The organism is Alteromonas sp. ABH2_165 (genome assembly GCF_056159945.1).
The window spans coordinates 1-14,309 of record NZ_JBSWWF010000005.1 but is presented as its reverse complement, the minus strand read 5'-3'; the positions used below and the strand labels follow the sequence as shown (position 1 = coordinate 14,309).

The 14,309-nt window shown below is 45.3% G+C and carries 10 protein-coding genes; 4 read left to right on the top strand and 6 right to left on the bottom strand.

The features are described from left to right. Positions 1-82 precede the first annotated feature (82 nt). Both ACXAFQ_RS10785 and ACXAFQ_RS10780 read left to right on the top strand, forming a co-directional pair. Entirely contained in the window at positions 83-2,326 is a 2,244-nt protein-coding gene (locus ACXAFQ_RS10785; protein ID WP_474821475.1) for a bifunctional diguanylate cyclase/phosphodiesterase, read from the top strand. A gap of 361 nt (positions 2,327-2,687) precedes the next feature. Then, positions 2,688-2,999 carry a pyridine nucleotide transhydrogenase gene (locus ACXAFQ_RS10780; protein ID WP_070127611.1) on the top strand — a complete coding sequence of 104 codons (312 nt, stop codon included), beginning with the start codon at positions 2,688-2,690 and terminating at the stop codon, positions 2,997-2,999. A 65-nt stretch (positions 3,000-3,064) separates the two neighbouring features. Here ACXAFQ_RS10780 and sthA read toward each other — a convergent pair whose 3' ends face one another. The 4 genes from sthA to ACXAFQ_RS10760 all read right to left on the bottom strand — a co-directional run bounded on the left by sthA (position 3,065) and on the right by ACXAFQ_RS10760 (position 10,002). Next, positions 3,065-4,489, bottom strand: a complete 1,425-nt coding sequence (gene sthA, locus ACXAFQ_RS10775) for a Si-specific NAD(P)(+) transhydrogenase (protein ID WP_474821470.1) — start codon at positions 4,487-4,489, stop codon at positions 3,065-3,067. Positions 4,490-4,607: 118 nt separating this feature from the next. Then, complete coding sequence (locus tag ACXAFQ_RS10770; RefSeq protein ID WP_474821467.1) at positions 4,608-6,464, bottom strand: sensor histidine kinase; 1,857 nt, start codon at positions 6,462-6,464, stop codon at positions 4,608-4,610. After that, the gene (locus tag ACXAFQ_RS10765) at positions 6,465-8,714 is read right to left on the bottom strand and encodes an EAL domain-containing protein (RefSeq protein ID WP_474821464.1); all 2,250 of its coding nucleotides are present in this window, start codon (positions 8,712-8,714) and stop codon (positions 6,465-6,467) included. Between the two features lie 160 nt (positions 8,715-8,874). Further along, entirely contained in the window at positions 8,875-10,002 is a 1,128-nt protein-coding gene (locus ACXAFQ_RS10760; RefSeq protein ID WP_474821460.1) for an acyl-CoA desaturase, read from the bottom strand. A gap of 239 nt (positions 10,003-10,241) precedes the next feature. On the opposite strand from ACXAFQ_RS10760, the gene fabR reads away from it, so the two are divergent. Next, complete coding sequence (gene fabR / locus ACXAFQ_RS10755; protein ID WP_474821457.1) at positions 10,242-10,859, top strand: HTH-type transcriptional repressor FabR; 618 nt, start codon at positions 10,242-10,244, stop codon at positions 10,857-10,859. On the opposite strand, the gene trmA is transcribed toward fabR, so the two are convergent. After that, a complete protein-coding gene (gene trmA, locus ACXAFQ_RS10750) occupies positions 10,856-11,959 on the bottom strand; it encodes a tRNA (uridine(54)-C5)-methyltransferase TrmA (RefSeq protein ID WP_474821453.1) in 1,104 nt (367 codons plus the stop codon). The genes fabR and trmA overlap by 4 nt on opposite strands. 140 nt (positions 11,960-12,099) lie before the next feature. On the opposite strand from trmA, the gene ACXAFQ_RS10745 reads away from it, so the two are divergent. Then, positions 12,100-13,521, top strand: coding sequence for a DUF5610 domain-containing protein (locus ACXAFQ_RS10745; RefSeq protein ID WP_474821450.1), 1,422 nt, complete (start codon positions 12,100-12,102; stop codon positions 13,519-13,521). Between the two features lie 67 nt (positions 13,522-13,588). On the opposite strand, the gene ACXAFQ_RS10740 is transcribed toward ACXAFQ_RS10745, so the two are convergent. Continuing rightward, positions 13,589-14,065: an RNA recognition motif domain-containing protein gene (locus ACXAFQ_RS10740; protein WP_474821447.1), complete on the bottom strand. Its 477-nt coding sequence runs from the start codon at positions 14,063-14,065 to the stop codon at positions 13,589-13,591. Between the last annotated feature and the right edge of the window lie 244 nt (positions 14,066-14,309).

Genomic DNA, 14,309 nt, shown 5'->3' with positions numbered 1-14,309 from the left:
ACTAAGCAAATCGCCCATTAACTTGCAAATACGCAACTACCGAGTAGGCTTAAGTTAGGTGGTAAAAAAGGATGGATAATGAATGTCATCGGCAAGTTACGACAATGATGAACTGGTTTTTTTAGATGAGGAAGCGCATCCAGAGCTCGAACCTCAAACTTATAAGGAATGGAATGTTCTGATCGTCGATGACGATGAAGAAATTCATGCCGTAACCAAGCTTGCACTCGCCGACTTGATCATCACCGAACGGAAGTTGCACTTCATGCATGCCTATTCAGGTGAGCAGGCTAAACAAATCCTCAAAGAAAATGGCCGAGATATTGCGATAATTCTGCTTGATGTGGTTATGGAATCTGACGATGCGGGTTTCCTCGTGGTGCAATATATGCGAGAAGAGCTTGGCCTGTCTGAACCACGAATTATTCTGCGCACAGGACAGCCGGGTTATGCGCCTGAAGAGTTTGTCATTCGTAATTACGACATTAACGACTACAAGACCAAAACGGAGTTAACGCGCAGTAAATTACTGACTACCGTGTATGCCTCCTTGCGTTCATACCAACAAATTCTCACCATTAACCAAAGTCGGTTAGGTTTACAGAAAATTGTAGCGTCTGCGGCGAACTTGCTTGAAGAGCATTCGGTGAAAGGGTTTTGTGAAGGTGTAGTCACGCAAATTAGTTCGCTCCTTGGTTTAGATGCCGAAGGGTTGGTGTGCGCAAGAGCCGGGTCCGTTCTCGATAGAGATGATAATGGTGTGTATATTCTGGGGGCCGCAGGCGATTATGCATCTTATATTAATGAGCCTGTTGATGTAATTTCCGACCTCCTTATTGTCGAAAACATCAGTCGATGCCTGCGCTTGAAGCGCCACATTCTTGAAGATGGAAACTCAATACTCTATTTAAACAGTTCAGGGTTTGAAGCCGCTGTGTTTATGAGTATGAGTAAAGAACTCACTGTGGTAGACCGCCAATTACTCGAAGTCTTTTTATCTAGCATCTCGGTGGGCTATGAAAACGTAAATCTGTTTCATGAACTCCGCAACGCGGCTTTCCGTGACTGGCTAACCCGTTTGCCCAACCGCAACGAGTTTATCAACTTACTAGATCGCCCCTCAATTCTTGGGGTCGCCGATCTATGTGTGGCGCTTATCGATATTAATCACTTTTCCGATATCAATGATGGTTTGGGTCAGGAAGCGGGTAACCAGTTACTCAAAGCCATCGCTGAGCGGCTTGAAGCAAGTTTTGATGAGCGAGTCATTAAGAGTCGAATTGGCGGCGATGTTTTCGGGTTAATTGGTTCTGATACGCAGATTTCACCTCAGACTATTAATGCGGTGTTCGCAGACAGCTTCGTCGCCGGAGACAACGTGCTACCGGTAAATATCACCATTGGCATGTATCGCTCGGGTCCGCAAAAATGTGCGGGTATTGAAATTCTAAAACGTACCAACATTGCGCTTAATCGGGCTAAGAAGAGCACGTCCGACAATTACGAATATTACCAGTTAGAGTTTGAGCGAAATACTACCCGTCAATTAGCTATGATCAGAAAACTACGTAGCGACTTCCAGGCTCGTTTGCTGGAGTTGTGGTTTCAGCCTCAGGTTGATTTGGTAAGCGAAGAGGTTGTCGGTGTGGAAGGCTTACTTCGCTGGCCTGACGGGCAGGGCGGATATGTTTCTCCGGCTGAGTTTGTTCCCTTGGCAGAATATTCCGGACTCATCGTCGATATTGGCTATTGGGTGCTAGAGGAAGCTTGTAGGCGTATTAACTCGCTAACGGAGTTGGGTTTTGACAAGGTACGCATGGCGATCAATGTATCTATCCCGCAGTTTCGTGATCGTCATTTTGTTGATCAAATCAAAGCAACGTTGACTAAGTACGGTTGTGCGCCGCATCGCCTTGAGCTTGAAATTACTGAAAGTGTGGTAATGGATGAGCCGCAGATTGTTATTGACGCACTTACCGCACTGAAGGCTTATGGTGTTGCCACAGCCATTGACGATTTTGGAACTGGCTTTTCTTCCATGAGTTATCTGCAGAAGCTGCCCTTAGATAGGCTAAAAGTAGATCGTTCCTTTGTGATGGATCTTAAGCCCAAAGAAAATGCCGTGATCGCTGAAACCATCGTAACGCTAGGAAACAAACTCGGTTTAATTACCATCGCCGAAGGTGTGGAAAAGCGTGAGCAGGCCAGCTTCATGATAAAACTGGGCTGTGACGAAGCGCAGGGATATCTATTTGCTCGGCCTATGCCGTTCGATGATTTACACCAATATTTGCTCAGTAAGCAAACTGTAAACGCGTCCCACTAAACAGGTATGGTGCTTGGTTCAACAGTATGCGTATTTATACTTTAGTGGCGGGATAATTTGGTATTTTTAAGACCGGATCGCTAATCTGCTCAGGATTTCAATGTAGGATTAACGCAATAGACGCTTGTTTTTAGGAATTTGGCAGTGTTATAAATGTGTAAATTATAACGCTTTTTCCTAAATTTACTGACTATTAAGGTAGCGTGAGCGCACGCTTGTCAGGCTTCTAGTCGATTTTTTGGCTAACATGTCAGTTTGTCATATTCCTGTAATATTCGCGTGATCCAAATTTGACGGATTTACGTTTCTACAGTATGCTGAATCATAACAGTAGTATCCACTGTAACACAGGAGTAATCACATGCGTAAATCACTTATTGGCCTGTCGCTTTTAATGTCGTTTGGCGTTGCGCATGCGGAGTCTGGTAACAGCCAGCTTTTCGAATGTATGGATGCGAAATCTTTCGAAATGAATAACCAATGTATGTCTGACAAAATCAGCAACAACATTCGTTACCGCGATGCACAACAACAAGTAACAGAGCAGGCGAGCGAAAACTTTGGCGACTATGCTATTGCAACAATGACTTTCGATGCTGAAAAAATGCAAATCGATATCGTTGCGCACAGAGACGCACTGCAGGCAAAAAACAATCTTGCGATGAATCAGTAAGGTTTATCCAGATAAAAGAAACCGGCTCAAAAAGCCGGTTTTTTTGTATCTGATTAAAGCTGAGCTTAGAAAATACGATTCAGACCGTTAAGGGCCGCTACCCGATATGCTTCCGCCATGGTGGGGTAGTTAAAGGTGGTATTAACGAAATAGTCCAGCGTATTGCCACCATTCTTCTGTTGCATAATAGCCTGGCCAATGTGCACAATTTCTGAGGCACGTTCACCAAAACAGTGAATACCTAAGAGCTCTTTGGTTTCCCGGTGGAACAAAATCTTCAAACTACCAACCGTTGTTGATGCAATCTGTGCTCTGGCCAGATGTTTGAACTGCGCGCGACCCACCTCATACGGGACTTTCATTGCGGTTAGCTCTTGCTCAGTTTTACCTACAGAGCTAATTTCTGGAATGGTATAAATGCCGGTAGGAATGTCTTCAACCAAACCGGAGTTTGCTTTGCCAGAAAGCATCGCTTCCGCTGCAGAACGTCCTTGATTGTATGCTGCAGATGCCAGGCTGGGATATCCGATAACATCACCTACCGCGAACACGTTCTCAATGTCAGTGCGGTAATTCTCGTCTACCCGTAACTGACCGCGAGAGTCGGCTTTAAGGCCAATCGCGTCGAGGTTAAGCATATCGGTATTACCTGTTCGACCATTAGCGAACAACAGGCAATCCGCTTTCATGCGCTTTCCTGATTCAAGTTCCATCACGACACAGTCGTCATGGCCCACTACCGACTTGTAGGTCTCAGTGTGTCGAATCACAACGCCGTTGTTCCAAAGGTGGTAGCTCAGTGCGTCAGAGATCTCAGCGTCGAGAAACGATAGCAATCGATCGCGCATGTTGACCAGGTCGACTTTTACGCCCATACCGCGGAAGATACTGGCGTACTCAGAACCGATTACACCGGCACCATAAATGATGATGTTCTGTGGCTCATGTTTGAGTGACAAAATGGTATCGGAGTTATAAATGCGCGGATGATCGAAATCGATGTCTTTCGGTGTATATGGGCGTGAACCTGTGGCAATAACAATCTGATGAGCAGTAATCGTGTCTTTTGAACCGTCAGGGCGTACGATTTGCAAAGTGTGGGCGTCAACAAAACTGGCTTCACCGTGGATCAAACTAACCCGGTTTCTGTCATAAAATGAGGTACGTAAACGAGACTGCTTTTTCACCACGCCACTAGCGTGTTTCATAATGTCCTGAAAGGTGACATGACGAGCAACCTGATTTTCAGAAAATAATGAGGTTGTATTATATTCAATTAAACGGCTAACCGAATGACGCAATGCTTTGGATGGAATGGTCCCCCAGTGCGTACAGCCTCCGCCAACGGCTTCATATCGCTCGATTACCGCGACTTTTTTGCCTGCTTTGGCCAGTTGCATTGCCACACCCTCGCCGCCAGGGCCCGTGCCTATTACGATTGCATCAAACTGATAACTGGGGTCTGCCGCTTTGGCTGCTTTTTTAGTCATAATTTATTGTGCTCACTGTGTCTGGATCCCGATGAATTCCGGAAGGTACGTTGCTGGTACGGTTGGAGTCTTACAAAGTCTAGCAACATTTTGATACGAAAGACAAAGTTTAAGCGTATCAATCCTGGTTATCGGGCATCTCGTGTTGTGGTGCGGAAGTAACTGGAAATGTCATCACAAATTCGGTTCCTTCATTCTGCTTTGTTGTGAACATAATACGACCACCAAGCACGCTCACCCATTGATGTACGAGGTGCATGCCGAGGCCGGTGTTACCATCATTTCTTGCGGTGGTAACGAAGGGGTCAAACAGATGGTCTTGTACCTCTTCAGCAATGCCGCTGCCGTTGTCTTTTACTCTAATTTCAATGCTGTCTTCTTTGTTAATGGCGCTTACCACGACTTCCCCTCTCGGCATGTCGGAAAAGGCGTGATGGATTGCATTGGTTATCAGGTTCTGCAGAATTTGAGAGAACAAACCTGGGAAACTATTTAGCTGAATGTCCTCGGGAATGTTATGGGTGATGGATACTCGACGGCTACTCGCTTGCGATTCCAGCGTTCGAATCAGATCCGTAATCACCTGCATGAGGTTAAATCTAACGGGCGATTCACTGCCCCGGTCTACGGCTAAACGTTTGAACCGTTTTATTAGGTCTGTAATGCGCTCCAGGTTATGCCGCGATATCGTGAGTGATTCTTTTGTCGCTGACAGGTAATTATCTAACTCCGAGCGGGTAAGCCCGGACGAAATTTGCTGCTCTAGCCGCTCAAGTTTATTTTCCAATGTGCTGATACACATTGTTGTGCCGCCCACAGGCGTACTTAACTCATGGGCGACGCCCGCAACCAGCATGCCCAAGGATGCCATCTTCTCAGACTCTACCAACTCGTCTCTTAATTTGGTTTGACGCTCAAGGGCGGTCTTTAATTCTATTTTTTCTGCCAGAAGCTGCTTGTTTAATACGTTTACGTGCTCCTGATGACGAATATCTCGCAGAATAAATAATGCAACTAACGCAAATGTACCCAAAAATGTGAGTATGGCTGGCAGCAACGCATCTTTCATCAGCAGGGTATAGTATTGTCCCGGCGTACGGGCAAGAATATACAGCTCTTCACTGCTGAATGCGTGTTTCATGCGAATGGGTAATAACGCGGCGCTAAAAATGGCATCATTTGCACCTCGTTGCAGTGACAGTACATGGTGCTCAGCCAATCTTTCATAGAGTTCCGGTTGCGCTACTTTGAGGCTTGCTGGCTCGCTGTTTTTACTTGATGACCATTCAAGGCTACTGTCAGGGTTAATGAGCCACTGCGTTTCACCGGCAGCGATGAGTAGCTGGCTTTGTGGCTCTTCAAAATTACGCAAACGTTGGAACAGCTCGGTCATGTCGAAGTTAAAGACCAGAAAACCTTCTCCCAACGGATGTCTCGGGAAAGTATGTAGGCTAACCCGAATAGTAGGCTGGTAAGGTAAGGTAAGTCGGCCATTTTCGATGTTCAAGTCGATAGAGGACAGACTGATCCCACCGGGCGACGTTTCTTTTGCCTGAATAAAATAATAACGGGATGATTTATCTTGCAGTTCGTTCTCCGGCACTATCTGGCCGCCATTTTCAGTAAAGTTAACTCGTATGGTTTCTTTCCCGGTTAAATCTATCCATCGTATTTGCGAAACATTGCTTAAAACACTGCCTATACGCAGAAAAATTTCTGCCCTGGAATTGTCATCATTGTCATAATCGATGGCTTCCATGAGGTGTTCGTTGGCAAGCCGAATGATGTTAGTGATATCGCCCATTTCCTGGCTAATCGCGGTGTTGACCGACGAAATCATTGCCGCGTGATCGGCTGACAACTGCTCCATAGATTCACTATGAAACCATTGATACACAATGTAGCCAGATGATAGAGACAGAAACAAATTCGCAACGTAAAAAAGACTGGCTCTCCGCCAAAGAGAACGATTCATTTAACCTGCCTTTTTCAGCCAATCAATCAATGCGGGCAGCGGCAGTGGCTTACTGAATAGAAATCCCTGTCCTGTTTCGTAGCCTTTATTAATTAGCGCGTTTCGTTGAGTCTCGGTCTCAATGCCTTCTGCAATGATCTTGAAATGACATTGGCGCGACAAACGATAAACCATATCCAAGATATGCGTATTCGAATTACTTTCGCTCGACATCAAGGTATCGACGAAGCTCTTGTCAACTTTCAACGTCGATGCTGAAAGCGTACTTAAGTGAGCAAGTGATGAGTAGCCGGTACCGAAGTCATCGATACTTATGGTAATTCCCATATTGATCAGTGTTTCCAGAATGGGATTTATGCCGTCATAATCTGCCATCGCCTGCGTTTCGGTAATTTCTATTTCTATCTGCTCAGGCTTTACCTGGTGCCTTGCCAAAAGCTGCTCTAAGTGAGGAATAAAAGTGGGCGACATGACATCCGCATGGGTAACATTAAATGCTACAGCAAAGTGGTTGCCCGACTCGGCAAGTTCTCTTGCTGCACTTACTGCCAATTCCATCACCAAGCTGTCGAGTTTGGTGATAAGGCCTGAGGCTTCTGCAAGGGGAATAAATGCACCTGGAGGCAACACTTCGCCTTCTTGGAATTGCCAGCGTAAAAGTGCTTCAACCCCCACTGGGCGACCGTCGTGTAAGTTAACCTTAGGTTGGAACTCAAGGAAAAACGCAGAGCCATCGTCTAGCGCGTCTGAGAGGGACTTGAGTAATGTATGCCGGGCGTTTATATCGTCAATATGTGCTTTTGTGATGGCATGAACGGCGCCCAATTTTAGCCGCGGGCTATTGTGTACAAGCTGGGCTGTTTTAATCGACTTTTTCAGATCTAAAGCATCGAGATCCTGAACACCAACATGGCTGATGTTGATTGAGATGCGCTGCACAACACCATCAATGGCAACCGTTTGAGAGGCCAGTCTATCCAGATTGCTTTCTTGTGCCAGGCGAGCAGTTCGATAGAGAATCGCGAAACATCCATCCTCCAGGTAGCATATCGTCATGGCTTTTTGGCAAGTGGTTTTAATATTTTCCAAAACCGTAGACACAATCAGCGAACTGAAATTGGTTCCTAGTGTGATTTCAGTAGTAGAAAAATCAAGGATACTTAAGAATACCAGAGAGGTTGATGTTCTGTCGTAGGTAGACATGCTGCTAATTTCGCGCTGTAACCAGTGTTTATTGGGTACGCCGAGCGCTTCATCATAGTAGGCCAGCATGGAAAGTTTGTTCATGAGCGCCAGGTTAACGAATCCATTACTGATGTTTTCACTGAAAACCATAAGCAGCGTGATGTGGCTGGGCTCAAGGGGTTTTGGTGACTTTACAACAATAAGATACTGATTGTTGTCTACGTCTGCTGTATCGAAATAGAGAATTGACCAATTTTCAAAAAATTGATGTTCATGATGCGCGAGCGCTTCATTAATCGCGTCGATGAGGCCTGGTTGTTCAATGTATTGTTGCTCTTCCAGCAAGTTTGCCAGTAATGGCGAATTTGATTGCGAGAATTCTCCAGATGTCGCAACCACCTCACATTGCTCGAGGGAGGCCATCGATGGCCTGCTGGCGCACACCATACCACCCGTGTCGGGAATGCCTATTACGCGCGAAACTTCTTTCAGTACCGTGTAGGTGAAATCGCTGACATCCTGCTTCGATGTGAGAGCTCGGGAGGCGTCGACAATCATCTGCAACCCACGTTTTGCAATAAAGAGCTCAGTCAGATTCGACCAGGTTTTAATATTGCTTGAAACGATTCCGCGAAGTTTCTCTTCGGTTAAATCAACTTTATTCCAGTACTCATCAATATCATATTCTTTCAGCGTGTCTTGACGAGGCGCCATACCGGGTTGACCGGTCAATAAAATAATTCTTACCCGGGAGTTTCCCAGTATAGTGCGAATGGTGTTAACCAGAAAAAGGCCTGCATTGTCCTGCTCCATCACGACATCAAGCAGTATTACCGCGATGCCATCATTCTCGGCAAGCACAGAGGAAGCCTGTGCTGCTGAGTTGGCAGTGAGAAATCGAATGGGGCGACCTCGCACGGTTAACCCGTTGAGACCTAACTTCAAAGATTGCTGATAACCAGGGTCATCTTCAACGCTGAGTACAAGCCATTCCGCTGATTGGCTAGACGTGTTTGATGTGTCTTCCGCTTCAGGAGTGAAGGTAAAGAGTTGTTCTTCGGTCATGCATAATCCGTACAAATATCTTAATTGCCTGGACTCTTAATTCCGCTACTAAATGCAGAAAACCGCAAGAGTGACTCATCACCTAATTGTTACTTATATTATTGATTTTGCAACAGTCAGAATATAAAAACGCCGCAAGAAGCGGCGTTTTAAGTTAAAGCTATGCAAGTTGTGGCGTAAGTGTCTGTAACTGGAGCCACTTTTCTTTCTGAAGCGCTAAGGCATGCTTCAGTTCTTTATAATGAAAGTCGATTTCGAGGCGCTCAACGCTACGTTTTAAACACCGTTTACGAACGTTCATAAGGCGTTTTTTCGCTGCGTAATAGGCAGACATCTTTTGCACCAGCAAGTCATATTCTGCCTGCACTTTCTGTAGCAATTCATCTGCATCAGGTAGTGCGGAAAGTCGCTGGCTAGCTTCCTGCAATTGCATTGCTGCCCGGGCCTTTTCAATTCGCTCTTCAGGCACACGGCGTAAGTTAGTGGTTAACCCAACAAAAGACAATCCACGGATAAGCCATTTTGTTGGATCAAACTGCCACCAATGAATGCCATTTCTGTAGTCGTATTCAAAGATATGGTGGTAGTTGTGGTAGCCCTCACCAAATGTGAAGAAGGCCAGAACGCCGTTATCTCGCGCGGTATTTTTATCGGTATATGGCTGACTACCCCAAAAATGGGCCAAAGAATTTATAAAGAAAGTGACATGGTGCACCATGAACAGGCGGAATACACCGGCGAACAAAATCATGCTCAGCACGTCACCGTTTATCCAGCCCAGTAATCCGGTTAAACCAAAGTTCGCAACCAAAACAATCGGCAGATAATATTTGTGCTGCCACATCACTACAGGATCTTTTTGTAAATCCCTGCAATTGCTGTAGTCGTCATAGCGATGCTTTTGGTACTCCCGAAGCATCCAACCCATGTGAGCGAACCACAATCCTTTTCTGGCAGAGTAGGGGTCTTTATCGTTGTCATCGACATGACGGTGGTGCACACGGTGATCAGACGACCAGTGCAGAATACTGTTTTGTAGTGCCATCGCACCACCAATGGCCAGAATGATTCTTACCGAAATATGGGCATCGTAAGTTTTATGTGACCACAGGCGGTGGTATCCCGCAGTAATCGACATCCCTGTAAAATAAAAAAGTACAATAGCCGTAACGATTTCAACAGTGTCGAATCCCATGGTGACTGCCCACAGAGGCACCGCCAGTAGAGCGATCGCGCCGGTGACTACGAAAACAAGAATATTGGTGAGGATAATAGGTGGTTTCTTCATCTTAACAACTCGGCTTACAACTGTACGCTAATTTAGCTTTTTCCCATACTACAGGCAAGGGAAAACCAATATTTTACGCATTAAGTATAGTGCACAATGCATGAGTTGCTGCTTTTGTAAGGCAAGGATCGGCGGTCTATTTGTTTTTACTTGGAATATTTTTAATCAGCATTTCTCGCTGCCAGTCTGATTCGGTTACACTAGCCATGGTAAGTTGCACGCGTATAAAGGAGTTGACGTTGAATCGTCAGGAGCAAAAGCTAAAAACCCGCCAGAGCATTATTGATGCGGCATTCGGATTACTGGATGAACAACGCAGCCTGTCGGCCATCAGTCTGCGGGAAGTTTCCCGGGCAGCTGGTATCGCGCCTACCTCGTTCTATCGTCATTTCAAAGACATGGATGAGTTAGGACTTACTCTCGTCGATGAAGCCGGTTTAGCGCTGCGGCAACTCATGCGTCAGGCCCGTCGCAGAATCGCGTCTGGAGGTGGGGTTATCGATACTTCCGTCGATACCTTTATGGAATTTATTACCGGCAATACCAACGTGTTTCGTTTGCTTTTGCGTGAACATACCGGTACTTCAACGGCATACCGCATGGCCGTATTACGTGAGATCCAGCATTTTATCGAGGAACTTTCTGACTACATTGTAGAAAGTCAGAACGTAGAGCATCACCTTGCGAGTTTGCAGGCAGAAGCCATGGTACGGTTGGTTTTCAGCGCTGGTGCCGAAGCCCTGGAAGTGGATGTCGCTTTGCGTCAGGAAATTGGAAACAGGGTAAAAGCGCAATTAAGATTTGTGCAACTTGGAGCGAAGGTGTTTCGCCCCAGAGGAGAAAGAAGTAAAGTCTAGACCGGCTTTTTAACCAGTTTTACGCCAGCTTCAATGTGGTGAGTAAAAGGGAATTGGTCAAACAGGGCGGTCGCGACCAGTTCGTGGGTTTGCGTCAGCGTTTTCAAATTCTCCGCCAGTGTTTCAGGGTTGCATGAAATGTAAATAATTTCAGGGTAGTCCTGAATCATCTTCAATGAATCTTCATCTAAGCCTGCGCGTGGTGGGTCTACCAGTACCGTCGTGAAGTTATAAGCTTGTAAGTCGATACCGTTAAGCCGTGAAAATGTTCTCCCCGTCTTCAAGGCTTCGGTAAATTCTTCTGCCGACAAGCGTACAATATCCACATTATCGATTGCGTTCACATCAATATTAAATTGCGCTGCATTAACCGATGGTTTGGCGATTTCGGTGCCAATTACTCGTCTGAACTTACTGGCCATGGGCAAGGAGAAATTACCAGCACCGCAGTACATTTCCAGTAAATCACCGTCACTGGTTCCACATTGCGACATTGCCCACTCGATCATCTTGCAATTAACTTCAGCGTTAGGTTGAGTGAAGCTATTTTCTATGTGCTTGAACTGATAAGTGCGCGCATTTACTGGTAACTCTTCGATAATAAAATCATTACCTAGAATCTTCTTCTGTTTTCTGGCTCGGCCAATAATATTTACAGTGCCAAAGTGCTCAGATAAAAACGAGCGGAGGTTTTCAGCGGCAGCTTCCCATTCTTCGTCTAATTGACGGTGGTATAAAAGGCTGATCACCAGTTCTCCAGATAACCCAGTGAGGTAATCAATTTGGAACAACTTCTTTCTAAGAGTCTTCGACGGACGCAGCTGACTGATCAGTATGTCCATTGCCTCATTAATGGTTTGCGATGCCGGAGCAAAACTATCAACCCGATACTTCTCCTTTGTTTCACTGTTAAACATAATGTGAAAAAGGTCGTCGCCTTCGTGCCATACCCGGAATTCAGCACGCATGCGGTAGCCTGTTTCTTTTGAAGGAATTACAACCAATTCATGGTTGCCGAACTCATTCAAAAGATGACCTAATCTGGCTTTCTTTTCTTCAAGCTGTGTCAGGTATTCGTGGCTGTGCATAATCGTACTCATTGGTTAATACTTCATTTGTTTCCGGGCTGCGCATTGTAGTGTCTCTGCAATATAGTGCAATCACTGTTCTGAGATCGTATTAAAATTAAACAAATTCGAAAAGGTGCCGATAAAGAATTGAGGTTAGTGAGGACATTATTATGAACGTGGGTGAAATTAAGGCATTTGTTAGTGACAAGACGCCACCTGTAAAAGAGCAGAAACCAACTGTTTCTGAATCAACAGGCGTTGAAGATCCGAATAAAGCTATTCAAAAGCAGTTACAGCAAGAAGGACTCCGTCAAGCTGCAGAACTTCAGCAGCGCAATACGGCGATGGTGAGTGTGAGCAGTTCGCAAACCACCATTGGTCTCAAAGTCTATAGTTCGTCAATGGAGCAGGAAGTTTCTGTTGATGGTCAACGTGGAAAATTTGCCAGAAAAAGCGATGACAAGGGCGAGCAAAAGCAAGCATCGTTATTTGATTTTGAAGAAGTGGCAAAGAACGTTATGAAATTTGTGGGTGGCGTTATTCAAGGCGCAGCCAGAGGCGGAGCCGATGATGACAAGCTTAACAGTCTGTTTTCACAGGCACGTGAAGGCGTTGCTCGCGGAATAGCGATGGCTGAGCGTGATCTTGGTGGAATGCTAAACGACGAGATCGCGACTGGCATCGGACGCAGCCGGGATCTAATTTCTAATCGAATTGATGAGTTAGAGTCTAACTTACTGGGGCAAAATCAAGACCCTGCACAGTTATCAGCGCTCGAGTCGTCAATGGAGATGAGAAGTTCGAATTCTGAATCAGCGAGTTTAATGATACGCACTCGGGATGGTGATGAGGTAACGCTAAGCTTTGAAAGTTTGCGGCAGTTTCAGTACCAGAATCAGCAAAGTTACAGTGCGACAGTCATGCCCGGAATAGGGGATAGCGATGAGCAATCTATTTCGTTGGCTGCCGAAAAAACTGAATCCTATGCGTACTTTGACCGACAGGGGATCAGTTTTTCACTCAAAGGCGAACTTGATGACGGTGAGTTAACGGCAATTGCAGATTTGGTAGGCTCGGTAAATGATCTTGCAGATACCTTTTTTGGTGGTGACATCGATAAGGCCTTTGAAAAAGCGTTAGAGCTTGGCTTCGATGATCAGGAACTGACCGGCTATGCATTACAACTTAATAGAGTTCAGCAAACAGAAGTCGTGAAGACTTATGGTGCAATACAACATTATAGGGAAAATGACACTGGAGCTGCCCATGGAGACGAAGCGCGTCCGGTTGCTCAGTATTTGGATAAAATGCTTAATGTGTTTGAATCAGCAAGGCAGCAACTGGCTTCAGGTGAAGACTTTAATGAATTGATTAGCGGCCTCATTAATGAAATGAAGGAAGTGCAGGTTCCTGATTTGCTGTCTGCGATTAACCGTTTTCACACGTTTAACCAGCGAGTGTTAGAAGCGATGCCGAATGAACGTGAACGAATTCAACCGGATGATCGTCAAACCATTCAGCCAGCAGAACCACTGAAATCCGGTGGTCGGGAAACAATTCAACCGATAGAGCCGGATACCAAGAGTAAGTAATAAAAAGAAAGGCACTCATTGAGTGCCTTTTTTATTTAATACAGATCAAGCTAAAAATCGGAGACAGTTATTCAGTCTCACCCTTTTCTCTGGCTGCACGTACTTTTAACGTACGATCCAAAAACACCTTATCATTGAGTTCGATAATTGCCTGGTCGACATCCTGGGTAATGACTTCAATAAAACCATAGCCTTTACGTTTACCCGTTCGGCGATCTTTCATTAAGCGAACACTCTGTACCTCGATAAAACCTTTGAAATAATCCTTAACTGCATCTTCGTTCGCTTTATATGGCAAGTTACCAACATATAAAGTGGCCGTTTCTTCGGATGTCTTAGTTTCGACATCAGAGTTAGCCGAAGCTGAAGTCGAAGACTTACTAAGAAACGATGCAAGCCAAGGTGTAACGATACCGCTTATTAATAGAGAAGCTGCAACTGTCACAGGTAAACTCGCTTCCAGAGAACCGGAAGAGAAAACAATATACCCAGCAATTGCAAATACCGCGCTAATAATTGCGCATTGAATAAAGCCTACTTTCATAAACCTACCTTTAATTATTTTAGTGAAACTCGTGGAGGCTGCTTACAGTTTACTCATTTGTAACAATTTGGACAATGGTCTGTTGAAATAGTAGACGAAAGACCAATGAAAATCAGACTTTTGTTGGAAAACTAGGCATTTGAGTGCGAGTTTCGAGAAAAAACGATAAAAAGTTGAAAAAGGGGTTGACGAAAAACCTCTGGAGCGTAGAATGCGCACCACTTCGACGGGGAACGTCAAACGG